The organism is Buttiauxella warmboldiae (genome assembly GCF_003818135.1).
Lineage (GTDB): Bacteria > Pseudomonadota > Gammaproteobacteria > Enterobacterales > Enterobacteriaceae > Buttiauxella > Buttiauxella warmboldiae.
On sequence record NZ_RPOH01000015.1, the window covers coordinates 40674 to 64471 of the forward strand.

Sequence of the window (23798 nt, forward strand, 5' to 3'; positions counted from 1 at the left end):
AATAGCGAAATACGCCTTGTTTTACTACTTGTTATCTAACAAAAAAGTAAAACTACGATCCAGTAAACAGTTTAAAACTATCCATCGCGTAAATTATTAACCTGAATAACACATGGAATGGTGAATATTATGAGGGTTTCCAACGTAACCTCAGACAAAGAACAAGGTCAACTCGCCCTTTGCCAGAGACTTATCGTACATAAGAGCTATTTTTCACAAGAAGAGATCCGCCAGGATTTACGGCGCCACGGCTATAACGATATCAGCCAATCAACGGTGTCCCGCCTGTTAAAACTGCTCGACGTTATCAAAATGCGCAACGCCAAAGGGCAGAAAATTTATGCATTAAACCCGCAATCCCAACCCGAGCCAGATGCCGCACGTTCGGTGGCAGAGATGGTGATTAGCGTGGAGCATAATGCCGAATTTGTCCTTATTCACACCGCTCACGGATACGGCCGTGCCGTGGCCAGAATTCTTGACTATCACGCCCTGCCGGAAATTTTAGGGGTCGTTGCGGGCAGCAGTATCGTGTGGATTGCGCCACGTGAAGTGCAGAAAACCGCGCAGGTACATCGGCGTATAGTGCAGGCCCTTGGATTGCATTAACCCTGGATAAATATTCACAGCAATCGATTGCTAACGCTAAAAAGTTGTGAATTAATCGCTTGAAGTGTCCTTTGAGATGCGTATAATGCGCCACAATTTGCCGGGAGGAAGCATGGTCCAGTGTGTTCAAAAAAATGCCACACCACGTCGTCTGCAAGACGGCGCTAGCCTGTTTTCTTTCCGTTGCTGCAACCCATTCTAAAGGCCCCTCGTTGAGGGGCTTTTTTTTGCCCGACGCCCGAGAGCAGGAGATAAACATGGCTAACCCCCTATATCAAAAACATATCATTTCCATCAACGATCTCAGTCGTGAAGAACTTGAACTGGTGTTGTCTACCGCGGCAAAACTGAAAGCGAATCCGCAACCCGAACTGTTGAAACACATCGTTGTTGCCAGCTGTTTCTTTGAAGCATCAACGCGCACGCGCCTCTCTTTTGAAACCGCCATTCACCGTCTGGGGGCGTCGGTGGTCGGGTTCTCAGACAGCAGCAATACCTCGCTGGGCAAAAAAGGGGAAACGCTGGCCGATACCATTTCGGTTATCAGCACCTATGTCGACGCCATTGTGATGCGCCACCCACAGGAAGGGGCCGCGCGTCTGGCGACAGAGTTCTCAGGCCGTGTGCCGGTGCTCAATGCGGGCGACGGTGCCAACCAGCATCCAACGCAAACGCTGCTGGATCTGTTCACCATTCAGGAGACGCAGGGCCGTCTGGAGAACCTGAATATCGCCATGGTCGGTGACCTGAAATATGGCCGCACCGTGCATTCACTGGCGCAGGCGCTGGCGAAATTCGAGGGTAATCGCTTCTACTTTATCGCCCCCAATGCGCTGGCTATGCCGCAGTACATTCTCGATATGCTGGACGAAAAAGGCATTGAGTGGAGCTGTCACGAAGGCATCGATGATGTGGTAGCTGAGTTGGATATTCTGTACATGACACGCGTGCAGAAAGAGCGCCTCGACCCCTCGGAATACGCCAACGTGAAGGCGCAGTTTGTGCTGCGCGCCGCAGACCTTGCTGATGCCCGCGAAAACATGAAAGTGCTGCACCCGCTGCCACGCGTGGATGAAATTACCACGGATGTCGATAAGACTTCCCACGCCTGGTATTTCCAGCAGGCAGGCAACGGCATTTACGCCCGCCAGGCACTGCTGGCGTTAGTTTTGCAACCGGAACTGGTTTGAGTGAGAGGAAAATTAAGATGACACACGACAACAAATTACAAGTTGAAGCGATTAAACGCGGCACGGTTATCGACCATATTCCTGCACAGGTTGGCTTTAAGCTGCTGACCCTGTTCCAGCTGACGGAAACCGACCAGCGTATCACCATTGGCCTGAACCTGCCTTCTCACGAGCAGGGCCGTAAGGACCTGATCAAAATTGAAAATACCTTCCTGACGGATGAGCAGGTTAACCAACTGGCGCTGTACGCCCCGCACGCAACCGTGAACCGTATTGACGAATATGAAGTGGTGGGTAAGAGCAAACCAAGCCTGCCTTCACGCATCGATAAAGTGCTGGTGTGCCCGAATACCAACTGCATCAGCCGTAGTGAACCGGTTCACTCATCGTTTGCCGTGAAAAAACGCGACGAGACCATCAGCCTCAAATGCAAATACTGTGAAAAAGAGTTTGCCCACCACGTTGTGCTGGCGGATTAAACGTTGCTGCTAAAGCTCTCGCCTCTATAATGGGCGGAGCTTTAAAACCATTCAGAGGAGTTCTCATGTCTCGTACCATCAGCACCGAAAACGCACCAGCAGCTATCGGCCCCTATGTTCAGGGCGTTGATCTTGGCAGCATGATCATCACCTCGGGCCAGATCCCGGTCGATCCGAAAACCGGTAGCGTGCCGGAAGATGTGGCAGCGCAAGCGCGCCAGTCTCTGGAAAACGTGCAGGCGATTGTTGAAGCGGCCGGCCTGAAAGTGGGCGATATCGTTAAAACTACCGTTTTCGTAAAAGACCTCAACGACTTTGCTCTCGTCAACGCCACTTACGAAGCCTTCTTTAATGAGCACCATGCTACTTTCCCTGCGCGCTCTTGCGTGGAAGTCGCTCGTCTGCCTAAAGATGTGAAGATTGAGATCGAAGCGATTGCCGTTCGCCGCTAAAGATTCTATCCAGGGCCGCTCTCGCGGCCTTAATACAGTTATTGCTTTACGCTCGCAACAATTGCCCCGGCTTACGTTTGTGCCGCCTCAGCAAAGCGTTTCCCACCGCCGGGAACGGCAAGCCAACCTTCGCCATCGCTAATCTCATGCCCGCGGGCTTTGTATGGCGGCAAATATTAACCTCACGTAAACCAGATTTTTTCCATTGTGATATCGTTGGGCTGCCGTACTCTGATAAGCAATTGATTGCCGGGAAAACCATCACTATGCAAAGCCGCCTCACGATAAAAGATATCGCCCGTTTAAGCGGCGTAGGTAAATCGACTGTCTCTCGTGTTTTAAATAATGAAAGCGGGGTTAGCGCCCGTACGCGAGCACGCGTGGAAGCGGTGATGCAGCAAGAGGGGTTTTCCCCTTCCCGTTCGGCGCGCGCGATGCGTGGGCAGAGCGATAAAGTCGTCGCCATTATCGTGACGCGCCTGGACTCGCTATCAGAAAACCTGGCGGTGCAAACCATGCTGCCGTCGCTGTACGAGCAGGGTTACGATCCGATCATGATGGAAAGTCAGTTTTCCCCAAAACTGGTTGAAGAACATCTTGGCGTCCTGCAACGGCGCAATATCGACGGCGTGATTTTATTTGGTTTCACCGGCATTAACGAAAAGATTTTGCAGCCGTGGCAGTCAACGATGGTGCTGATGGCGCGGGATGCCAAAGGGTTTGCCTCGGTGTGTTATGACGACGAAGGGGCAATCAATATCTTAATGTCGCGTCTTTATGAGCAAGGCCATCGCCACATCAGCTTCCTTGGCGTCCCCCATAGTGATGTGACCACAGGTTTACGCCGCCACCAGGCGTATCTCGCTTTTTGCCAGCGCCACGCGCTGACGCCCAACTTCTCTTTGCCGGGTCTGGCGATGAAACAAGGCTACGATCGCGTTGCTGAAGTGCTGACCCCACAAACCAGCGCGCTGGTTTGCGCCACAGATACCCTCGCGCTGGGTGCCAGTAAGTATTTGCAGCAACGGCCGCTCGGCGCCTTGCAGCTGGCGAGCGTGGGAAGCACGCCGCTGATGAAATTCCTCCACCCCGAGATTATTACCGTCGATCCCGGTTACGCCGAAGCCGGACGTCAGGCCGCCAGACAGCTAATCGGCCAAATCACCCACTCCTGCGATCTGCGCCAGATAGTGATCCCCAGTTCATTACAATAATCCCCCGCTCCTCACGGTTTATTGTGATCGTCACCCGGTTTCGGGAACGTTCCCATTTTAGTGAAAAAGATTAAAAGATAACCTTGCAGCCAGATACCCCTACTCACTACTGCGGAACATCATCATGGCCAAAGTGAAACAACAGGACATAGACCAGCTGATTGAGCTGGTCGGCGGGCGGGAGAATATCGCCACCGTCAGCCACTGTATTACCCGGTTGCGTTTTGTCTTAAACAATAGCGCTATTGCCCGGCCAAAAGAGATTGAAGAGCTGCCGATGGTCAAAGGCTGCTTTACCAATGCCGGGCAGTTCCAGGTGGTGATTGGCCCCGAAGTGGGTGATTACTACAAGGCGCTGATCGCCACCAGCGGCCACAGCAATTCAGACAAAGAGCAGGCGAAACTCGCGGCACGCCAGAATATGAAATGGCATGAGCGCACAATCTCCCATTTTGCAGAGATCTTCTTCCCTCTGCTACCCGCGTTAATCAGCGGGGGTTTGATCCTCGGCTTCCGTAACGTGATTGGCGATCTGCCAATGAGCAACGGGCAGACGCTTGCGCAAATGTACCCTGCACTGCAATCCATCTATGACTTTTTATGGCTGATTGGCGAGGCGATCTTCTTCTATCTGCCGGTGGGTATTTGCTGGTCAGCGGTGCGAAAAGTCGGTGGAACACCTATCCTTGGGATTGTACTGGGCGTCACACTCGTGTCACCGCAGTTGATGAATGCCTATGAATTGGGTAGCAAAATTCCTGAGGTCTGGAATTTTGGCCTGTTTACCATCGAGAAGGTGGGCTACCAGGCGCAGGTGATCCCGGCGCTGCTGGCAGGTCTGGCTCTGGGGATGATTGAGACGCGTCTGAAACGCATCGTGCCAGATTACCTCTATCTTGTAGTAGTGCCGGTCTGCTCCCTGATTGTGGCGGTATTCCTGGCCCATGCGTTTATCGGCCCGTTTGGTCGCTGGATTGGTGATGGCGTGGCCTTTGCGGTTCGCCATTTGATGACCGGAAGTTTTGCCCCGGTTGGCGCCGCGCTGTTTGGCTTCCTGTATGCCCCGCTGGTGATTACCGGGGTGCATCAGACCACCCTCGCTATCGACATGCAGATGATTCAGAGCATGGGCGGTACGCCGGTGTGGCCACTGATTGCGCTGTCGAACATTGCTCAGGCATCGGCGGTGGTTGGCATCATCATTTGCAGCCGCAAGCATAACGAACGTGAGATTTCAGTTCCGGCGGCGATTTCCGCCTTCCTCGGCGTCACCGAACCGGCGATGTACGGCATCAATCTGAAATACCGCTTCCCGATGCTGTGCGCGATGATTGGCTCAGGGCTGGCAGGCTTGCTGTGCGGCCTGAGCGGCGTGATGGCGAACGGGATTGGCGTTGGCGGGCTGCCTGGCATTCTGTCCATTCAGCCGAGTTACTGGCAGGTTTATTCCCTGGCGATGCTGACTGCGGTGGCGATCCCAATCGTGTTGACCAGCGTTATGTATAAGCGTAATCACCGTCAGGGCACGTTGTTGGTGGTGTAGTTCGCTTCAGGTTTGGTGTGTTTTACCAGGGGCCCGGTGCGGCCCCTTATATTCGGGACCCGTAATATGAATACAACTCCTCCCTGGTGGCAGCATGGTGTCATCTACCAGATCTACCCGAAGAGTTTCCAGGATACCACCGGCAGCGGCACCGGTGATTTGATTGGCGTGATTAAGCGTCTCGACTATCTCAAACTGCTGGGCGTTGATGCCATTTGGCTGACGCCGTTTTATGTCTCACCGCAGGTGGATAACGGCTATGACGTGGCGAACTACTGCGCCATCGACCACACCTATGGCACCCTGGATGATTTTGATCTGTTAGTCGCCGGCGCCCATGAGCGCGGCATCCGCATTATTCTGGATATGGTGTTTAACCATACCTCCACACAGCACGCCTGGTTCCATGAGGCGCTCAATAAAGAGAGCCCCTACCGCGAATTTTATATCTGGCGTGACGGCACCCCGGAAATTTTACCCAATAACTGGCGCTCTAAATTTGGCGGCAACGCCTGGCGCTGGCATGCGGAAAGCGGCCAGTATTATCTGCACCTTTTCGCGCCTGAGCAGGCGGATCTCAACTGGGAAAACCCACAGGTTCGCGCTGAACTGAAAAAAGTGTGTGAATTCTGGGCCGATCGCGGCGTGGACGGTTTGCGTCTTGATGTGATCAATCTGGTTTCTAAGGATCAGGATTTCCCCTGTGATATTGCAGGCGGCGACGGGCGTCGTTTCTATACCGACGGGCCGCGTATTCATGAATATCTGCAAGAGTTCAGCCGCGATGTGTTTGTGCCGCGCGAACTGATGACGGTAGGCGAAATGTCATCAACCACGCTCGATAACTGCCAGCAATATGCGGCGCTCAACAGCAATGAACTGTCGATGACGTTTAACTTCCACCACCTGAAGGTGGACTATCCGGGCGGGCAAAAATGGGCGCTGGCCGCACCTGATTACGTGGCGCTGAAAGCCATTTTCAGCCACTGGCAGCAAGGGATGCATAACGTGGCGTGGAATGCGCTGTTCTGGTGCAACCATGACCAGCCGCGCATCGTGTCGCGCTTTGGTGATGAAGGCGAACTGCGTGTTCCGGCGGCAAAAATGCTGGCGATGGTGCTACATGGTATGCAGGGCACGCCGTACATTTATCAAGGCGAAGAGTTGGGGATGACCAATCCACACTTCAAACGCATCACTGATTACCGCGATGTGGAAAGCCATAACATGTACGCCGAGCTGCGCGCCCAGGGCCGGGATAGCGACAATTTGCTGGCGATTCTTGCCGGTAAATCACGCGATAACAGCCGTACGCCGATGCAGTGGGATGAGGGTGAACATGCGGGATTCACTGATGGTACGCCGTGGATAAACCTGTGCGATAACTACCAGAGCATCAATGCTAAAGCCGCGATCGATGACCCGGACTCCGTATTTTACGCCTATCAAAAACTGATTAAGCTGCGCAAGGCTAACCCGGTCTTCACCTGGGGAAACTATCAGGACCTGCTGCCGGAGCATCCGTATTTATGGTGTTACCGCCGCGAATGGCAGGGACAAACGCTGGTGGTTGCCGCCAATCTCAGCCGCGAAAATCAATGGTGGATGCCGGAAGCCTTCACCGGCGACTGGGATGTGCTGATGAGCAACTATTGTGATGCTGCGGGTGAACCGGGTGACATGAGTTTACGGCCATTTGAAGCGGTTTACTGGTTGCAAGGTTAAACTTCCCTCAATTTCTCCCTCTTATTTTGAGGGAGATCTCTTCTCCAAAATTTTAAGATTTGTCCTTGTTGCCCATCCCTCCTGCTACGCCCGATTTACCTTGTCCTGCATCAATAAAATCGCAAACTTGTTTGATGCAAATCACTACATATAGACCTTAAAATGCATCCCGCCCCCATATATTGTATTTTTCGCTTATTATAGCAACAAGAGACACCGACATCTCTGGGGATTATCTGTGGATAAAGCCTGGGGCAAAATCAGCAAGCCTGCGGCAGTGCGAGCTCGTCGCGGCTTGCTGACAACGACATCCCTTTGTGGATAACCTTTTTAAAATGGAGAAATCATGACGCCGCATGTGATGAAAAGAGACGGGTGCAAAGTGCCTTTCACTTCAGAGCGCATTAAAGAAGCTATTCTTCGTGCAGCTAAAGCAGCGGGAGTCGATGACGCAGACTATTGCAGCCGCGTCGCAGATATTGTCCGCGCTCAGATGGAAGGCCGCAGCCAGGTTGATATTGGTGAGATCCAGACGGCTGTAGAAAATCAGCTGATGGCCGGCGACTATAAGCAGCTGGCGCGCGCTTATATCGAATATCGCCACGACCGTGATATCGAGCGTGAGAAGCGTGGCCGTCTGAACCAGGAAATCCGCGGTCTGGTAGAACAAACCAACTCCGCTTTGCTCAATGAAAATGCCAATAAAGACAGCAAAGTTATTCCGACGCAGCGCGACTTATTAGCCGGTATCGTGGCAAAACACTACGCTTCACAGCACCTGCTGCCGCGTGATGTGGTGCTGGCGCACGAACGCGGTGACATTCACTATCACGACCTGGATTACTCGCCGTTCTTCCCGATGTTTAACTGCATGCTTATCGATCTCAAAGGCATGCTGACGCAAGGCTTTAAGATGGGGAATGCGGAGATTGAACCGCCAAAATCCATCTCTACCGCAACCGCCGTTACCGCGCAAATTATCGCCCAGGTTGCCAGCCACATTTACGGCGGCACCACGATTAACCGCATTGACGAGGTGCTGGCGCCGTTTGTGAGCGCAAGCTTTGAAAAGCATCGCCAGACGGCTGAAGAGTGGCAGATCCCGGATGCCAAAGGCTATGCGCTCTCGCGCACTGAAAAAGAGTGCTATGACGCCTTCCAGTCGCTGGAATATGAAGTCAACACCCTGCATACCGCCAACGGTCAGACGCCGTTTGTGACCTTTGGCTTTGGCCTGGGAACCAGCTGGGAATCGCGCCTGATCCAAACCTCGATTCTGCGCAACCGCATCGCGGGCCTGGGCAAAAACCGTAAAACGGCGGTGTTCCCAAAACTGGTCTTCGCCATTAAAGACGGCCTGAATCACAAAGCTGGCGATGCCAACTACGACATCAAACAGCTCGCGCTGGAGTGCGCCAGCAAGCGCATGTATCCCGATATTCTGAACTACGATCAGGTGGTAAAAGTCACCGGCTCGTTTAAAACGCCGATGGGCTGCCGTAGCTTCCTGGGTGTGTATGAAGAGAACGGCGAGCAGATTCACGATGGCCGTAACAATATCGGGGTGATCAGTCTGAACCTGCCGCGTATTGCGCTGGAGGCCAAAGGGGATGAAGCCACCTTCTGGCAGCTGCTCGATGAGCGCCTGGAGCTGGCTTATAAAGCCCTGATGACGCGCATCGCTCGCCTTGAAGGGGTGAAAGCTCGCGTGGCGCCAATCCTGTATATGGAAGGGGCCTGCGGTGTGCGCCTGAAAGCAGACGATGACGTTGCGGAGATTTTCAAAAATGGCCGCGCGTCGATTTCCCTGGGCTACATCGGTATTCACGAAACGGTGAACGCGCTGTTCGGCAATCAGCACGTGTACGATAGCGCAGAGCTGCGTGCCAAAGCCGTCGCCATTGTCGAACGCCTGCGCCAGGCAACCGACAGCTGGAAAGAGGAAACCGGCTACGGTTTCAGCCTGTACAGCACGCCGAGTGAAAACCTGTGCGACCGCTTCTGCCGTCTGGACACCGCCGAATTTGGCATTGTCCCGGGCGTGACGGATAAGGGCTATTACACCAACAGCTTCCATTTAGACGTTGAGAAGAAAGTTAACCCTTACGACAAAATCGATTTTGAAGCGCCGTATCCACCGATCGCGAATGGTGGTTTCATCTGTTATGGCGAATACCCGAACATCCAGCACAACCTGCAGGCGCTGGAAGATGTCTGGGATTACAGCTATCAACACGTGCCGTATTACGGCACCAATACGCCAATTGATGAGTGCTACGAGTGCGGCTTTACCGGTGAGTTTGAGTGCACCAGCAAAGGCTTCACCTGCCCGAAATGCGGCAACCACGACGCCGCACGCGTCTCGGTAACGCGCCGCGTTTGTGGCTATCTCGGCAGCCCGGATGCACGTCCGTTTAACGCCGGTAAGCAAGAAGAGGTGAAGCGTCGCGTCAAGCATCTTGGCAACGGGCAGATTGGCTAAGTGAATATGCATCAGTATTACCCGGTAGACATCGTGAATGGGCCGGGTACCCGCTGCACGCTGTTTGTCTCCGGCTGCGTGCATGAATGTCCCGGGTGCTATAACAAGAGCACCTGGCGGGTCAATTCAGGTGTGCCATTTACCCAGCAAATGGAAGACCAGATCGTTGCCGATCTGAACGATACGCGTATTCGTCGCCAGGGGTTGTCGCTTTCGGGCGGCGACCCGCTGCATCCGCAAAACCTCGCCGATGTACTGAAGCTGGTAAAACGGGTAATCGCGGAATGTCCCGGCAAAGATATCTGGATGTGGACGGGTTATAAAATTGATGAATTAACCGCGGCTCAGCGTGAAGTGGTGGATTTAATCAATGTGCTGGTCGACGGCAAATTTGTTCAGGATCTCAAAGACCCGGCGCTTATCTGGCGCGGCAGCAGCAATCAGGTTGTTCATTATTTGCGGTAAGCCTCTTTATGAGGCTGTTGCCCTTTCTCGTAACTGACGCGAGTCGAGAATATTCACCCCTTCGCACGCAGGTGCAAGCGCCGCGTGCAGCATCGCCTTTGCCACATCCCGCGCTTCAATAGACTTCCATTTTCCAGGCATAATTTTAAACAATGGCGCAAGCAACGCTTCGTTAAAGCGTTGCGATTCGCGATGCCCAAGCAACATGGACGGGCGCGCAATGGTCAGACACGGCCAGCTCTGCGCGATTAACGCTTCTTCCATTTTGCCTTTCACCCGATTGTAGAAAAACGGTGATTGACGGTTAGCCCCGATCGCGCTGACCACCAGCATATGCTTCGCGCCAAGACGCTGACCGGTAATTGCAGTATCGACCACCAGCGTGTAATCCGCCAGCACAAACGCTTCTTTACTGCCCGCCTCGCGCAAAGTGGTGCCAAGGCAGCAAAAAACGACGTCCAGCGGTGCGCTTAATTGGGTGAGCACATCGCTTAATTGCGGATCGTGGGGATTGGTGACTTTATGCATCGGCGTCATCGGCCGCCGCGTCGCCGCAACGATATGGCTGACCTGTGGCTCATTAACCAGCATGCGTAACAGATGCCCGCCAATCAGGCCTGTGGCTCCGGTAATCAATACACGCGTCATGGAAACTCCTTATTCAGATGAATCTAAGTCTAGCCCGCTCGCTTGCAAAGTCAGCCCCGTCGTCCAGGATTAATCACTGAAACCATCAAACCGGAGGCGCTATGAGCAAGAAGATTGCAGTCTTGATCACCGACGAATTTGAAGATGCTGAGTTTACCTCGCCTGCACAAGAGTTCCGCAAAGCGGGCCATGAAGTGGTGACCATTGATAAACAGGCGGGAAAAACGGTGACCGGCAAAAGAGGCGAGGCAAAAGTCACTATCGACAAAGCTATTGATGAAGTACGGCCGGCTGATTTCGACGCCCTGCTGTTACCCGGCGGCCATTCACCAGATACCCTGCGCGGGGATCAACGTTTCGTCACCTTCACGCGGGATTTTGTGAATAGCGGCAAGCCCGTATTTGCTATCTGTCACGGCCCGCAGCTTTTAATCAGCGCGGATGTCATTCGTGGGCGTAAATTAACCGCCGTGAAGCCTATTATTATTGACGTAAAAAATGCCGGAGCCGATTTTTACGATAAAGAAGTGGTGGTGGATAAGGACCAGCTGGTCACCAGCCGAACGCCGGGCGATCTGCCGGCATTTAATCGCGAGGCGCTGCGCCTGTTAGGGCGTTAGCTTTCCCGCAGCCAGTGAAGTTTTTTCCCGAAGCCGAGAGTGTTGTCGGTCATTTTCAGTTCATCAAGCCGAATTTCCCACACCGGCGCCTTCATCACTCTCGCCACCGGGAAGCGCTTGCAGTAGCGATTACGAACGGCGGCTGCCGCCTCTTCCTCAATTAGCGTGATTTCGCCACGAAACTGTATGCCACGAATCAACGCAACCGTTTTGGGCTGCCCGTTGATGGTGCCAGCCACCCGCGCCTGTTTGCCAATTAGCTCGCCATGCCGGGTATGGGTTTCGCTTAGCAAATAAAAAGCGATTCGCTGTGCGTCGTATAAATAGAAGGCATTGGCGCACCATAAATCATCGTGACTGCCGACGCAGTATGTCAGTACATGCTGTTTGTTCAGCCAACGGCTGATGGCATTGAGCGTTTCCATGAGCAACCTGAAGAGTGATATTCTGCGGGAAACATCAATTATGCGCCTGACCTATGTCTCTGTGGTATCTCTATTTAGTCCGCACGCCAGATAACCGTTTATATACCGGTATTACCACCGATGTGGAACGCCGTTTCTCACAGCATCAGAGCGGTAAGGGTGCGAAAGCGTTACGGGGAAAAGGCGAGCTAGCCCTGGCCTTCAGCCATCCGGTGGGCGATCGTTCCAGCGCACTGCGCCTGGAGTATCGCATCAAACAGCTCACGAAGGGGCAGAAAGAGAAGCTGGTGACGGGAACCCTGGCTTTTGAAGACCTGCTGACAGGTCTTCAAAAGCGCCTGGAGATCAAAAAGCTCGATTGAAGCGTTCGTGATATTCCACCAGCCCGGAAACACCGTTAAGCGCATCGTCGGCTAACGGATGGATCAGGAAGTGAGCTTCGGTATCAGGCCAGGCACAACGTAGGCCAAACTGTGCGGCGGGAACAAAGCCAAAGCGCTGATACAGCGCCGCTTCACCTAAAGTCACCACCGCCGCATAGCCAAATTCATTGAGCGAATCCAGCCCTTCATACACCAGTTTCTTTGCCAGCCCCTGGCCGCGGTAAGCTTCATCTACGGCAAGGGGGGCCAGGCCCACCCACTGTAGCTCTTCACCTGCGACCGCAACCGGACTGAATGCGGCATAACCGACAATCTGACCTTCCTCGTCCGTAGCAACCACGCCTAACGTCAGCAGGCCGTCTTCCCGTAAATCTTTCACCAAATCCGCTTCACCGTTGCCATGGAAGGAACGGCGAAGTAAAGCATCAATGCCGGGAGCATCAATAGGTATTTCTACACGAATTAGCATGGCTCACCCACCGAGTTACGTTCTGGAACAGGTTTGTATTTCATCCCTGCTTCAACAAAATCAGCCAGTTGTAGCAACAGTATGCGTAAGGGTTTCGGCATCGCATCCAGCTCAATGGCATCCATTAAATTTTTGACGTACAGACCCAGCTCAGTATCACCTTCAATCATCAGGCGGCGCTGGAAAAACAGGGTATCGGGATCTTGCTTGCGGGCGGCGATCAGCAAAAGATCGTTGGCGGTGGCGCTAAAGCTCACATCCGCCGGGGCATCTTCACACACCACCAGCTTATTATCCTGGACTGAAGTCAGCCACTTCAGCCCGAGGTCGCGCACTTCAATACTCAGCCAGCGTCCCTCAAGGAACTCGAGCTCGCCCTCTTCCATTGCCTGACGAAACTGCCAGCCCAGCACCTGTTCCAGCACCTGGCGCTTCAGAGCAAAGGGCGTCAGTTTAACCGGGGTTCTTAACAGTGACGGGCCAAGATGGACCAGGCGTGAACGCAATTTATCCAACACAAGCTTTACTCCTTGAGAAATTTAACCGCTATTTTGCCACACCAGCCATTCTCCGTAGCGGTGTAAATCAACAAGTTTGCGGGTTATCAATACCACCAGTTTGATTTCATCAATACGCCATTAGCTGCCTTAAATCAAAATTTGTCGCGGACGGGTTAACTAAAATCCCAGTTCGTTAACAATTTTGCCGCCCGACACCGGGTGGCAAGGGTGGCCCGCTAAGGCGACCCGATGATTCAGGATAAATTATGGAGTTGCTTTGCCCAGCTGGAAACTTACCGGCGTTGAAAGCGGCCATCGATAATGGCGCCGATGCGGTTTACATTGGTCTTAAAGATGATACCAACGCTCGCCATTTTGCTGGACTGAATTTCACGGAGAAGAAACTGCAAGAAGCGGTGAGTTACGTGCATCAACATCGCCGTAAACTGCACATCGCTATCAATACGTTTGCGCACCCGGACGGCTACGTGCGCTGGCAGCGAGCAGTGGATATGGCAGCGCAACTCGGAGCCGACGCGTTAATTCTTGCTGACCTCGCCATGCTTGAGTACGCGGCAGAACGTTATCCACACATTGAGCGCCACGTCTCGGTACAAGCCTCCGCCACCAATGAAGAAGCGATTCGTTTTTATCATCGCAACTTCGAGGTTGCGCGTGTTGTATTACCACGCGTGCTCTCTATCCATCAGGTCAAACAGCTAGCCCGGGTCACGCCAGTGCCGCTGGAGGTTTTTGCATTCGGCAGCCTGTGCATCATGGCTGAAGGGCGCTGCTACCTCTCTTCCTATCTGACGGGTGAATCGCCGAATACCGTGGGCGCCTGCTCCCCGGCGCGCTTTGTGCGCTGGCAGCAAACACCGCAGGGGCTGGAATCACGCCTTAACGATGTGCTGATCGACAGATATCAGGATGGCGAAAACGCGGGTTATCCCACGCTGTGTAAAGGCCGCTACCTGGTTGACGATCAGAAATATCACGCGCTGGAAGAGCCAACCAGCCTGAACACCCTGGAGCTGCTGCCGGAGCTGCTGGCGGCCAATATTGCCTCGGTAAAAATCGAAGGCCGCCAGCGCAGCCCGGCCTATGTCAGCCAGGTGGCAAAAGTCTGGCGTCAGGCAATCGACCTGTGTATGGCCGATGCGGAAAACTATCGTGCTCAACCGGCATGGATGGAAGATCTCGGTGCGATGGCCGAAGGTACGCAAACCACTCTCGGTGCCTATCACCGTAAATGGCAGTAGGAAAACCCATGAAATATTCATTAGGGCCGGTGCTGTACTACTGGCCAAAAGAGACGCTGGAAAAATTCTACCAGGCGGCGGCAAGCAGCAGCGCCGAGACCATCTATCTTGGCGAGTCGGTATGCAGCAAGCGCCGCGCTACCAAAACCGGCGACTGGCTGGATATGGCGAAAAGCCTCGCAGACCAGGGGAAACAGATTGTGCTTTCGACCCTTGCGCTGGTCCAGGCCCCGTCTGAATTAAACGAGCTGAAACGCTATGTCGAAAACGGCGATTTTCTGATTGAAGCCAACGATATTGGCGCGGTGAATATGGCGGCCGAGCGTAAGCTGCCCTTTGTCGCAGGCCATGCGCTTAACTGCTATAACGCGGTGACTCTCCGTCTGTTACTCAAGCAAGGGATGATTCGCTGGTGCATGCCGGTTGAGCTGTCGCGCGACTGGCTGGCGAATATGCTGGCTCAGTGTGATGAGCTGGGCATCCGCAACAAGTTTGAAGTGGAAGTGCTTAGCTACGGGCACCTGCCGCTAGCCTACTCCGCACGCTGCTTTACCGCGCGTTCAGAAGATAAGCCAAAAGATGAATGCGAAACCTGCTGCATTAAATATCCCGTCGGGCGCAACATGCTGTCGCAGGAAAACCAGCAGGTGTTTGTGCTCAACGGTATTCAGACCATGAGCGGCTATGTATATAACCTCGGCAATGAGCTGGCATCGATGAAAGGCTTAGTCGATATGGTGCGCCTGTCGCCGATGGGTATGGAAACACTGCGCGTGCTGGAAGCCTTCCGTAAAAATGAGAATGGCAATGCTCCGTTGTCACTGGCGCAGCAAAGTGATTGTAATGGTTACTGGCGACGCGTGGCGGGCTTAGAACTGGTGACTCAGAGCTGAGAAAAGGCTCACTTTGTTACTTAATTGTTGGTAATTTTGCGTAATACTGAAAGGCAATTATCAGCAAACGAAACCAACAAAGTGAGCCGTTATGTCTGACATCACCCAAGTTCCGTTCTCTCTACTCGATTTAGCCCCCATCCCACAAGGCGCAACGCCTCGTGATGCATTTCACCGCTCGCTGGATTTAGCGCGTCTTGCCGAACAGCGGGGTTACCACCGCTACTGGCTGGCCGAGCACCACAATATGACCGGTATCGCCAGCGCAGCAACATCCGTGCTGATTGGCTATCTGGCGGCGAACACCGAGACTTTACGCCTTGGCTCCGGCGGCGTGATGCTGCCGAACCATTCCCCGCTGGTGATTGCCGAGCAGTTCGGCACCCTGGAAACGCTCTATCCCGGACGTATTGATTTGGGATTAGGCCGCGCACCGGGCAGCGACCAGCGCACCATGATGGCGCTGCGCCGCCACATGAGTGGCGATATCGACAATTTCCCACGTGATGTGGGCGAGCTGATTTCGTGGTTTGACGCAACCGATCCAAACCCGGCGGTGCGCCCGGTTCCCGGCTATAACGCGAAAATCCCCGTCTGGCTGCTGGGCTCCAGCCTTTATAGCGCACAGCTTGCCGCACAGCTCGGGCTGCCGTTTGCCTTTGCCTCACACTTTGCGCCCGATATGTTGTTCCAGGCGCTCCAGCTTTACCGCGCGCAGTTCAAACCCTCTGCTCGCCTGCAAAAACCCTATGCGATGGTGTGCATTAATATCATCGCCGCAGACAGTAACCGCGACGCCGAATTTCTGTTTACCTCGATGCAGCAAGCGTTTGTCAAATTGCGCCGTGGTGAAACAGGCCAGCTCCCGCCGCCGATTGAAAATATGGATAACTTCTGGAGCCCGGCGGAGAAGTATGGCGTGCAGCAGGCGCTGAGCATGTCGCTGGTGGGAGATAAAGCGAAAGTTCGCCACGGGCTGACTGCATTACTGCGGGAAACCCAGGCCGATGAAATTATGGTTAACGGGCAAATTTTTGATCCCCAGGCACGGCTACACTCATTTGATTTGGCGATGGATGTGCATGAAAGTTTGACCAGTTAATGATGTCGCCCCTCAATGGAGGGGCGACAAATTTAATCATAAACCGGTAATAGATCGAAGCTTGAAAGGATATGAATTGCTGCGTTTGTCACACCAAAGATCAGAATCAGCGCAATCATTTTATTGCCGCCCCACACCCGATAAATTGGGCTACCAAACTTTTTACGTGAGGCTTTTGCCAACAGAGCGGGAACGATTGCCGCCCAGATAGTGGCTGCCAGCCCCGCAAAACCAATCGCGTAGATAAACCCGTCAGGCCAGATAACGCCGCCTAACATTGGCGGGATAAATGTCACCAGAGCGGTTTTCAGGCGGCCAATGGGGGAGTCATCAAACTTAAACAGGTCAGCCAGATAATCGAACAGGCCCAATGTCACCCCGAGGAAGGAGCTGGCAACGGCGAAGTTTGAGAAAACGATTAGCAGTAAATCCAGCGCACGACTGTTCAGCACGCCGCTCAACGCGCCGACCAGCACATCAATATTGCCGCCTTTATCCGCAATGGCGATAAAGTCGCTGCGTGGAATATTTCCCATGCTGCCCATCAACCAAATGATATACAGCCCCAGCGCCATCAGCGTTCCCCAGACAAGGCAACGCTTAATAGTCTGTGGATCTTTGCCGTAATACTTCATCAGGCTGGGTACGTTACCGTGATAGCCAAATGAGGCAAGACAAAATGGCAGTGTCATAAAGAGATACGGCAAATAGCTCGGATTAATCGCTTTGCTATCCAGCAATGTTGCCGGTTCGACGTGCCACACCAAACCGCCAAACGTCATAAAGAAAGTGAGGATCTTGGCGCCAAGCACAATCGTCGTCATGCGGCTTACTGCGCGGGTGCTGAGCCAGACGATAAAAGCGACGACAAAAGCAAAAATCAATCCCGCCAATCGCGCCGGGAAATCGACAGACATTTTACCGAGCGTATGATGAATCACCGAACCGCTCGCCGAAATATAGGCGTAGGTCAGGATGTAGAGCACAAACGCGATGGACAGCCCGTTAATCAGATTCCAGCCTTTACCCAATAAGTCTTTAGTCACGGTATCGAAACTCGAGCCAACTCGATAATTAAGATTGGCTTCGAGAATCATCAAACCAGAGTGCAGCATACAAAACCAGGTCACCAGCAACGCCGCCACAGACCAGAAAAACCACGCCCCAGACATCACTACCGGCAAGGAAAACATCCCCGCGCCAATGATAGTGCCGCCAATGATCATCACACCGCCGAAAATAGACGGCGAGGCCTGAGTGGTGGATAAAGTTGCCATACAAATTCCTGAAACATTGAACGACTGCCGGAGCGACAGGTTTACTGCGATACATTGTACCAGTACATGAGTACAATTTGGATAAAAAAAATCCCGGTCGCAATAACCAGGATTTTTATCACTGCCTGCTGATTAACAGCAGGCATAAACTTCTGTCAATTAAGCTTCGGTAGTACGACGACGCGCAGGTGCTGCACCGCCATCTTCACGACGTGGGCCACGACCGCCATCACGACGTTCGCCGCTGAAGCTACGTGGAGCACCGGCACCTGCAGGGCCATCACGACGTGGACCGCGACCGCCTTCACGACGTTCGCCACCAGCACCACCGAAACCACGGCCAGCACCGCCGCCACGGCGTTCGCCACCGCGGTCAGTACGTGGCTGCGCATCGCCCATCAGCTGCATATTCATCGGTTTGTTCAGAATACGAGTACGGGTAAAGTGCTGCAGGATTTCGCCCGGCATGCCTTTTGGCAGTTCGATAGTTGAGTGGGTACCGAACAGCTTGATGTTACCAATGTAGCGGCTGCTGATATCGCCTTCGTTAGCGATAGCGCCAACGATGTGACGAACTTCAACACCGTCATCACGGCCCACTTCAATGCGGTACAGTTCCATATCGCCAACGTCACGACGTTCGCGACGTGGTGCATCACCATCACGCTGTGGACGATCTGAACGCTCTGGACGGTCACCGCGTGGTGCGCGGTCTGGACGATCGCCACGTGGAGCACGGTCTGAACGCTCGAAACGCTCATCACGTTCACGGAATTCACGACGTGGACGCATTGGTGCATCCGGTGGCAGGATCAGAGGACGTTCGCCCTGTGCCATTTTCAGCAGTGCTGCAGCCAATGTTTCCATATCCAGCGCTTCTTCTGATTCAGTAGAAGGTTGGATTTTTGCCAACAGACCACGGTACAGATCCAGATCGCTGCTTTCCAGCTGCTGCTGAACTTTAGCGGCAAACTTAGCCAGACGACGCTCGCTCAGCAGATCACGGTTTGGCAGTTCAACTTCAGGAATAGTCAGCTTCATGGTACGTTCGATGTTACGCAGCAGACGACGCTCACGGTTCTCAACGAACAGCAGAGCACGGCCAGCACGACCCGCACGACCGGTACGACCGATACGGTGAACGTAAGACTCGGAGTCCATCGGGATATCGTAGTTAACCACCAGACTGATACGCTCAACGTCCAGGCCACGGGCCGCAACGTCGGTGGCAATCAGGATGTCCAGACGACCATCTTTCAGACGCTCCAGAGTCTGCTCACGCAGTGCCTGGTTCATGTCGCCGTTCAGTGCAGCACTGTTATAGCCGCTTTGTTCCAGAGCTTCAGCCACTTCCAGAGTCGCGTTTTTGGTACGCACGAAGATGATCGCCGCATCAAAATCTTCAGACTCAAGGAAACGAACCAGCGCTTCGTTTTTACGCATACCGTGCACGGTCCAGTAGCTCTGGCTGATGTCCGGACGTGTAGTCACGCTTGATTGAATGCGCACTTCCTGCGGATCTTTCATGAAGCGACGGGTAATACGACGAATCGCTTCTGGCATGGTTGCAGAGAACAGAGCGGTCTGATGACCTTCTGGGATCTGAGCCATGATGGTTTCAACGTCTTCGATGAAGCCCATACGCAGCATTTCATCAGCTTCGTCCAGTACCAGACCTTTCAGGCTGGACAGGTTCAGCGTACCGCGTTTTAAGTGGTCAAGCAGGCGGCCCGGGGTACCAACAACGATCTGTGGTCCCTGACGCAGGGCGCGCAGCTGCACGTCATAACGCTGGCCGCCGTAAAGGGCTACCACGTTTACGCCGTGCATATGTTTAGAGAAATCCGTCATGGCTTCAGCAACCTGAACCGCCAGTTCGCGGGTCGGTGCCAGCACCAGAATTTGTGGCGCTTTCAGCTCAGGAGAAAGGTTGTGCAGCAGCGGTAAAGAGAACGCTGCGGTTTTGCCGCTACCCGTCTGGGCCATACCCAGTACATCGCGGCCAGCCAGCAGCTGTGGAATACATTCTGCCTGGATAGGTGATGGTTTTTCGTAACCCAGATCGTTCAGGGCTTTAAGAATGGAGTCGTTAAGACCCAGGTCGGTAAAAGTAGTTTCGATAGTAGTAGTCTCGATGATATCAGTCATGTAGTACACGTGCCTCGTAGATGGCGGCCAGTCTACATAACTCATCGTGAAATTGACCTGCAATTTTCATTGAAAAGTGTGAACCGGCTCAAATTTGGTTGATTAACGAACAAAAACGCCCTCACCGGTTAAGGCGATGACTTTAATAAAAAAGTTTATGGGCTGATCGATGTTCGTCAGCTATTGCTGGTCCGATTCTGCCAGGTCATCTTGCTCCTGGCCCAAGAGCGCTAATTCCAACAATGCATAACGATGCTCAACGTAGTTATGTACGTTATTAGCGACCGCTAACTTGAACAGTGCCGTGGCGCTGTCCTTTTCCCCCAGACTTAGGTAGTACTTACCTAAATAGAAGTTGGTTTCACTGAGATGCTCAGCGAGCGAGGTGTTATCCGTTGCGTCCGCCTTGAGGCGTTCCATTAACGTTTTTTCGTTAATGTTCCCCAGGTAGAACTCGACAATGTTCCATCCCCATTGCTCTTTATCCGATTTATCGAGGCGCTGTTGTAACGCCACCTTAGCCTGCTTTGCATCGACATTGCGTTGAGCAATATAGAGCCACAGACTACGGAAAGGATCATTGGGATCGTCTTGATAAAACGCTAGCAGATCATCTTGCGCTAAACGATAACGACCACCGTAGTAGAGGGCGATACCGCGATTTAAATGCGCGTAGTTGTAAGTTGGATCAAGCTCAAGTACAGAATCAAACGCTTCATAGGCAGCATCAAAATTGCCTGCCTGCGTTAAATATATACCTAAGTAATTGAATACTTCAGGCATATCGGGGCGGATTGCCAACGCTTGTGAAAAATCATTTCGCGCCAGAGCCCGCAAGCCGAGGCTATCATACAACACTCCGCGCTCATATAAAAGCTGTGCGCGTTCATCATCGGTTAAAGCCCGGCTGGCAAGTATCTGCTCCATGCGCGCAAGAATCACTTCCTGCTGCAAAGTCGGCTGCAGTGGCACCGCCAGGACTTCACTTTCACGCCAGGCAGAGTTGCTGCATCCTGCCAGCGTGAGAGCTGTCGCAACGAAACACCAGCGCAAAAAAGGCTTCATTTCCCACTCCCGAAGACAACATATTGGATGACGTCCTGTCCGCCGGCCCTAAAACGAGACTCCCTGCCCCGTAATAAAATAGCTCTCCATGTCGCCATGGAGAGCTTAATCGGTATCGCTTACTCAGCTTCTGGCGCAGCAGGTGCAGCACTGTCTGCCGGAGACTGCTCAGTGGCTTCCTTGATGCTCAGACGGACACGGCCCTGACGGTCAACTTCCAGTACTTTAACTGGAACTTCCTGACCCATTTGCAGGTAGTCAGTCACTTTCTCTACGCGCTTGTCAGCGATTTGAGAGATGTGCACCAGACCTTCTTTGCCGCCGCCGATGGCAACGAATGCACCGAAATCTACGATACGAGTCACTTTACCCTGGTAGATACGGCCCACTTCGATTTCAGCAGTGATCTCTTCGATACGACGAATAGCGAATTTCGCTTTCTCGCCGTCGGTCGCAGCAATCTTAACTGTGCCGTCGTCTTCGATTTCAATGGTAGTACCGGTTTCTTCGGTCAGCGCACGAATCACAGAACCACCCTTACCGATCACGTCTTTGATCTTGTCCGGGTTGATTTTGATTGTGTGAATACGTGGAGCGAACTGAGAGATATCGCCACGCGGAGCGTTGATAGCCTGTTCCATTACGCCCAGGATATGCAGACGCGCACCTTTAGCCTGGTTCAGAGCCACCTGCATGATTTCGCGGGTGATACCTTCGATTTTGATATCCATCTGCAGGGCAGAGATACCTTCACGGCTACCGGCCACTTTAAAGTCCATGTCGCCCAGGTGATCTTCGTCACCCAGAATGTCAGACAGAACCACAAAGTTTTCGCCTTCTTTCACCAGGCCCATCGCAATACCGGCTACGGCGGCTTTGATTGGCACGCCTGCATCCATCAGTGCCAGAGAAGCACCGCATACGGAAGCCATGGAAGAAGAACCGTTAGATTCGGTGATTTCAGACACCACACGCACGGTGTACGGGAAGCGGTCAGCTTCTGGCATAACAGCCAGTACGCCACGCTTAGCCAGACGACCATGGCCAATCTCACGACGCTTAGGAGAACCGACCATGCCGGTTTCGCCTACGGAGTACGGAGGGAAGTTGTAGTGGAACAGGAAGTTGTCGGTACGTTCGCCCATCAACTCATCCAGGTTCTGTGCATCACGAGCGGTACCCAGAGTAGCGGTAACCAGCGCCTGAGTTTCACCACGGGTGAACAGTGCAGAACCGTGAGTACGCGGCAGAACGCCAGTACGCACATCCAGACCACGGATCATGTCTTTTTCGCGGCCATCGATACGCAGTTCACCAGCCAGAATACGGCTACGAACCACGTTTTTCTCGATAGCGTGCAGAATGTCGCTCACTTCGCCAGCGTCAATTGAATCGTCTTCAGCTGACAGCGCAGCGATAACGTCAGATTTGATGATGTCGACTTGTGCGTAACGCTCTTGCTTATCAGTAATACGGTAAGCATCGCTCAGGCGAGATTCAGCAAGGGCAGCAACGCGCGCATTCAGCGCTTCGTTAGCGGCTTCTGGCTGCCAGTCCCAACGTGGTTTGCCCGCTTCAGCAACCAGAGAGTTGATGTTCTGGATAACAACCTGCTGCTGTTCGTGACCGAATACGACCGCGCCCAGCATTTGGTCTTCGCTCAGCAGTTCAGCTTCGGATTCAACCATCAGCACCGCACCTTCGGTACCGGCAACCACCAGGTCCAGCTTACTGATTTTCAGTTCGTCAGCCGTCGGGTTCAGAACGTACTGGTCATTGATATAACCCACACGAGCAGAACCAATTGGGCCATTGAACGGAATACCCGACAGGCTGAGCGCTGCAGAAGCACCGATCATGGCAACGATGTCCGGGTGAACCTGTGGGTTCACGGAAACAACGGTGGCGATAACCTGAACTTCGTTGACGAAACCTTCCGGGAACAGCGGACGCACCGGGCGGTCAATCAGACGCGCGATCAGAGTTTCGCCTTCGCTTGGACGGCCTTCACGACGGAAGAAGCTACCCGGGATACGACCAGCAGCGTAAGTACGCTCCTGATAGTTAACGGTCAGCGGGAAGAAGTCCTGGCCTGCTTTCGCTTTTTTCTGACCGACAACGGTCACGAATACAGCGGTGTCGTCCATGCTGACCATTACTGCTGCGGTAGCCTGGCGAGCCATCATACCGGTCTCTAAAGTGACCGTATGCTGGCCGTATTGAAATTTACGGACAATCGGATTGAGCAAAATAATATCCTTAATAATCTTTGGTAGCAGGTGATTGCACCCGCTCCGTTTAACCCGATCTCTGCCGCATCCTCGCGACTAATGACAACCCTGACCCGCCCCTGCGGATAAAGCCTCTCATTAGCCGCGCGAACCTCTGCAACAAAGATCACACACTGCAACAATACATTAGTTTCCATAGAATTGCTGCCATCAGCTTGAAAAAAGGGGCCTTAAAAGGCCCCTTTTTCTGAAACTCGCAAGACTTAGCGACGCAGGCCCAGACGCTCGATCAGGCTGGTGTAACGTGCTACATCTTTACGCTTCAGGTAGTCGAGCAGTTTACGACGCTGAGAAACCATACGCAGCAGACCACGACGGCTGTGGTGATCTTTTTTGTGCTCTGCAAAGTGACCTTGCAGGTGGTTAATCTGTGCGGTCAGCAGTGCAACCTGAACTTCGGTAGAACCGCTGTCGTTAGTACCACGACCAAACTCAGAAACGATTTTAGCTTTAGCTTCAACGCTTAGAGACATTTTAAACTCCAGAATTATAGATAAAAAATAAGAGTGCCGATCTCTAATTCAGCAACTCCAGTGCACTTTCACAGCAATGTTAA

Annotated in this window: 24 protein-coding genes; 14 read left to right on the forward strand and 10 right to left on the reverse strand. The window is 53.2% G+C overall.

Features of this window, described 5'->3' with window-relative positions; all coding sequences use genetic code 11:
* Positions 1–129 precede the first annotated feature (129 nt).
* The 9 genes from EHN07_RS04635 to nrdG all read left to right on the forward strand — a co-directional run bounded on the left by EHN07_RS04635 (position 130) and on the right by nrdG (position 10159).
* Positions 130–609 (forward strand): arginine repressor, encoded by a 480-nt coding sequence (locus EHN07_RS04635; protein ID WP_244202351.1) that lies wholly within the window; start codon positions 130–132, stop codon positions 607–609.
* 257 nt (positions 610–866) lie between these two features.
* Positions 867–1799, forward strand: a complete 933-nt coding sequence (pyrB, locus tag EHN07_RS04645; RefSeq protein WP_124023030.1) for an aspartate carbamoyltransferase — start codon at positions 867–869, stop codon at positions 1797–1799.
* A gap of 17 nt (positions 1800–1816) precedes the next feature.
* A complete protein-coding gene (pyrI, locus tag EHN07_RS04650; protein ID WP_124023031.1) occupies positions 1817–2278 on the forward strand; it encodes an aspartate carbamoyltransferase regulatory subunit in 462 nt (153 codons plus the stop codon).
* 65 nt (positions 2279–2343) lie between these two features.
* Positions 2344–2730 (forward strand): 2-iminobutanoate/2-iminopropanoate deaminase, encoded by a 387-nt coding sequence (gene ridA, locus EHN07_RS04655; protein ID WP_124023032.1) that lies wholly within the window; start codon positions 2344–2346, stop codon positions 2728–2730.
* 266 nt (positions 2731–2996) lie between these two features.
* Positions 2997–3944 carry a trehalose operon repressor TreR gene (gene treR, locus EHN07_RS04660; protein ID WP_124023060.1) on the forward strand — a complete coding sequence of 316 codons (948 nt, stop codon included), beginning with the start codon at positions 2997–2999 and terminating at the stop codon, positions 3942–3944.
* 124 nt (positions 3945–4068) lie between these two features.
* Entirely contained in the window at positions 4069–5487 is a 1419-nt protein-coding gene (gene treB, locus EHN07_RS04665; protein ID WP_124023033.1) for a PTS trehalose transporter subunit IIBC, read from the forward strand.
* A gap of 66 nt (positions 5488–5553) precedes the next feature.
* Positions 5554–7212: an alpha,alpha-phosphotrehalase gene (treC, locus tag EHN07_RS04670; RefSeq protein ID WP_124023034.1), complete on the forward strand. Its 1659-nt coding sequence runs from the start codon at positions 5554–5556 to the stop codon at positions 7210–7212.
* A gap of 346 nt (positions 7213–7558) precedes the next feature.
* On the forward strand, positions 7559–9694 hold the full coding sequence (nrdD, locus tag EHN07_RS04675) for an anaerobic ribonucleoside-triphosphate reductase (protein ID WP_124023035.1): 2136 nt from the start codon (positions 7559–7561) through the stop codon (positions 9692–9694).
* On the forward strand, positions 9695–10159 hold the full coding sequence (gene nrdG / locus EHN07_RS04680) for an anaerobic ribonucleoside-triphosphate reductase-activating protein (RefSeq protein WP_124023036.1): 465 nt from the start codon (positions 9695–9697) through the stop codon (positions 10157–10159).
* A 6-nt stretch (positions 10160–10165) separates the two neighbouring features.
* Here the strand turns inward: nrdG and EHN07_RS04685 are convergent, their stop codons facing one another.
* A complete protein-coding gene (locus tag EHN07_RS04685; RefSeq protein WP_124023037.1) occupies positions 10166–10807 on the reverse strand; it encodes an NAD(P)H-binding protein in 642 nt (213 codons plus the stop codon).
* 101 nt (positions 10808–10908) lie between these two features.
* Between EHN07_RS04685 and EHN07_RS04690 the strand changes: the two genes are divergently transcribed.
* Positions 10909–11427: a type 1 glutamine amidotransferase domain-containing protein gene (locus tag EHN07_RS04690; RefSeq protein ID WP_124023038.1), complete on the forward strand. Its 519-nt coding sequence runs from the start codon at positions 10909–10911 to the stop codon at positions 11425–11427.
* On the opposite strand, the gene EHN07_RS04695 is transcribed toward EHN07_RS04690, so the two are convergent.
* Positions 11424–11852 (reverse strand): YhbP family protein, encoded by a 429-nt coding sequence (locus EHN07_RS04695; protein WP_124023039.1) that lies wholly within the window; start codon positions 11850–11852, stop codon positions 11424–11426. The genes EHN07_RS04690 and EHN07_RS04695 overlap by 4 nt on opposite strands.
* A 53-nt stretch (positions 11853–11905) precedes the next feature.
* Between EHN07_RS04695 and EHN07_RS04700 the strand changes: the two genes are divergently transcribed.
* Positions 11906–12214 carry a GIY-YIG nuclease family protein gene (locus tag EHN07_RS04700; protein ID WP_124023040.1) on the forward strand — a complete coding sequence of 103 codons (309 nt, stop codon included), beginning with the start codon at positions 11906–11908 and terminating at the stop codon, positions 12212–12214.
* On the opposite strand, the gene EHN07_RS04705 is transcribed toward EHN07_RS04700, so the two are convergent.
* Positions 12198–12704, reverse strand: coding sequence for a GNAT family N-acetyltransferase (locus tag EHN07_RS04705; protein ID WP_124023041.1), 507 nt, complete (start codon positions 12702–12704; stop codon positions 12198–12200). The two genes, EHN07_RS04700 and EHN07_RS04705, sit on opposite strands and share 17 nt — an antisense overlap.
* Positions 12698–13222, reverse strand: a complete 525-nt coding sequence (gene ubiT / locus EHN07_RS04710) for a ubiquinone anaerobic biosynthesis accessory factor UbiT (protein ID WP_124023042.1) — start codon at positions 13220–13222, stop codon at positions 12698–12700. The genes EHN07_RS04705 and ubiT overlap by 7 nt, the downstream gene beginning before the upstream one ends.
* A gap of 248 nt (positions 13223–13470) precedes the next feature.
* Here ubiT and ubiU point away from each other — a divergent pair, with 248 nt between their 5' ends.
* From ubiU to EHN07_RS04725, 3 genes are all read left to right on the forward strand, one after another.
* A complete protein-coding gene (ubiU, locus tag EHN07_RS04715) occupies positions 13471–14466 on the forward strand; it encodes a ubiquinone anaerobic biosynthesis protein UbiU (RefSeq protein ID WP_124023043.1) in 996 nt (331 codons plus the stop codon).
* A gap of 8 nt (positions 14467–14474) precedes the next feature.
* Positions 14475–15359 (forward strand): U32 family peptidase, encoded by an 885-nt coding sequence (locus EHN07_RS04720; RefSeq protein ID WP_124023044.1) that lies wholly within the window; start codon positions 14475–14477, stop codon positions 15357–15359.
* A gap of 91 nt (positions 15360–15450) precedes the next feature.
* Positions 15451–16461 carry a luciferase-like monooxygenase gene (locus tag EHN07_RS04725; protein WP_124023045.1) on the forward strand — a complete coding sequence of 337 codons (1011 nt, stop codon included), beginning with the start codon at positions 15451–15453 and terminating at the stop codon, positions 16459–16461.
* 32 nt (positions 16462–16493) lie between these two features.
* Here EHN07_RS04725 and mtr read toward each other — a convergent pair whose 3' ends face one another.
* From mtr to rpsO, 6 genes are all read right to left on the reverse strand, one after another.
* A complete protein-coding gene (gene mtr / locus EHN07_RS04730; RefSeq protein ID WP_124023046.1) occupies positions 16494–17738 on the reverse strand; it encodes a tryptophan permease in 1245 nt (414 codons plus the stop codon).
* Positions 17739–17897: 159 nt separating this feature from the next.
* Positions 17898–19886 carry a DEAD/DEAH family ATP-dependent RNA helicase gene (locus EHN07_RS04735; protein ID WP_124023047.1) on the reverse strand — a complete coding sequence of 663 codons (1989 nt, stop codon included), beginning with the start codon at positions 19884–19886 and terminating at the stop codon, positions 17898–17900.
* Positions 19879–19956: a protein YrbN gene (gene yrbN / locus EHN07_RS04740; protein WP_110510645.1), complete on the reverse strand. Its 78-nt coding sequence runs from the start codon at positions 19954–19956 to the stop codon at positions 19879–19881. Before yrbN ends, EHN07_RS04735 begins: the two co-directional genes overlap by 8 nt.
* Positions 19957–20066: 110 nt before the next feature.
* Positions 20067–20951 carry a lipoprotein NlpI gene (gene nlpI / locus EHN07_RS04745; RefSeq protein WP_124023048.1) on the reverse strand — a complete coding sequence of 295 codons (885 nt, stop codon included), beginning with the start codon at positions 20949–20951 and terminating at the stop codon, positions 20067–20069.
* Positions 20952–21070: 119 nt separating this feature from the next.
* On the reverse strand, positions 21071–23200 hold the full coding sequence (gene pnp / locus EHN07_RS04750) for a polyribonucleotide nucleotidyltransferase (protein ID WP_124023049.1): 2130 nt from the start codon (positions 23198–23200) through the stop codon (positions 21071–21073).
* Positions 23201–23445: 245 nt separating this feature from the next.
* On the reverse strand, positions 23446–23715 hold the full coding sequence (rpsO, locus tag EHN07_RS04760) for a 30S ribosomal protein S15 (protein ID WP_002434239.1): 270 nt from the start codon (positions 23713–23715) through the stop codon (positions 23446–23448).
* Between the last annotated feature and the right edge of the window lie 83 nt (positions 23716–23798).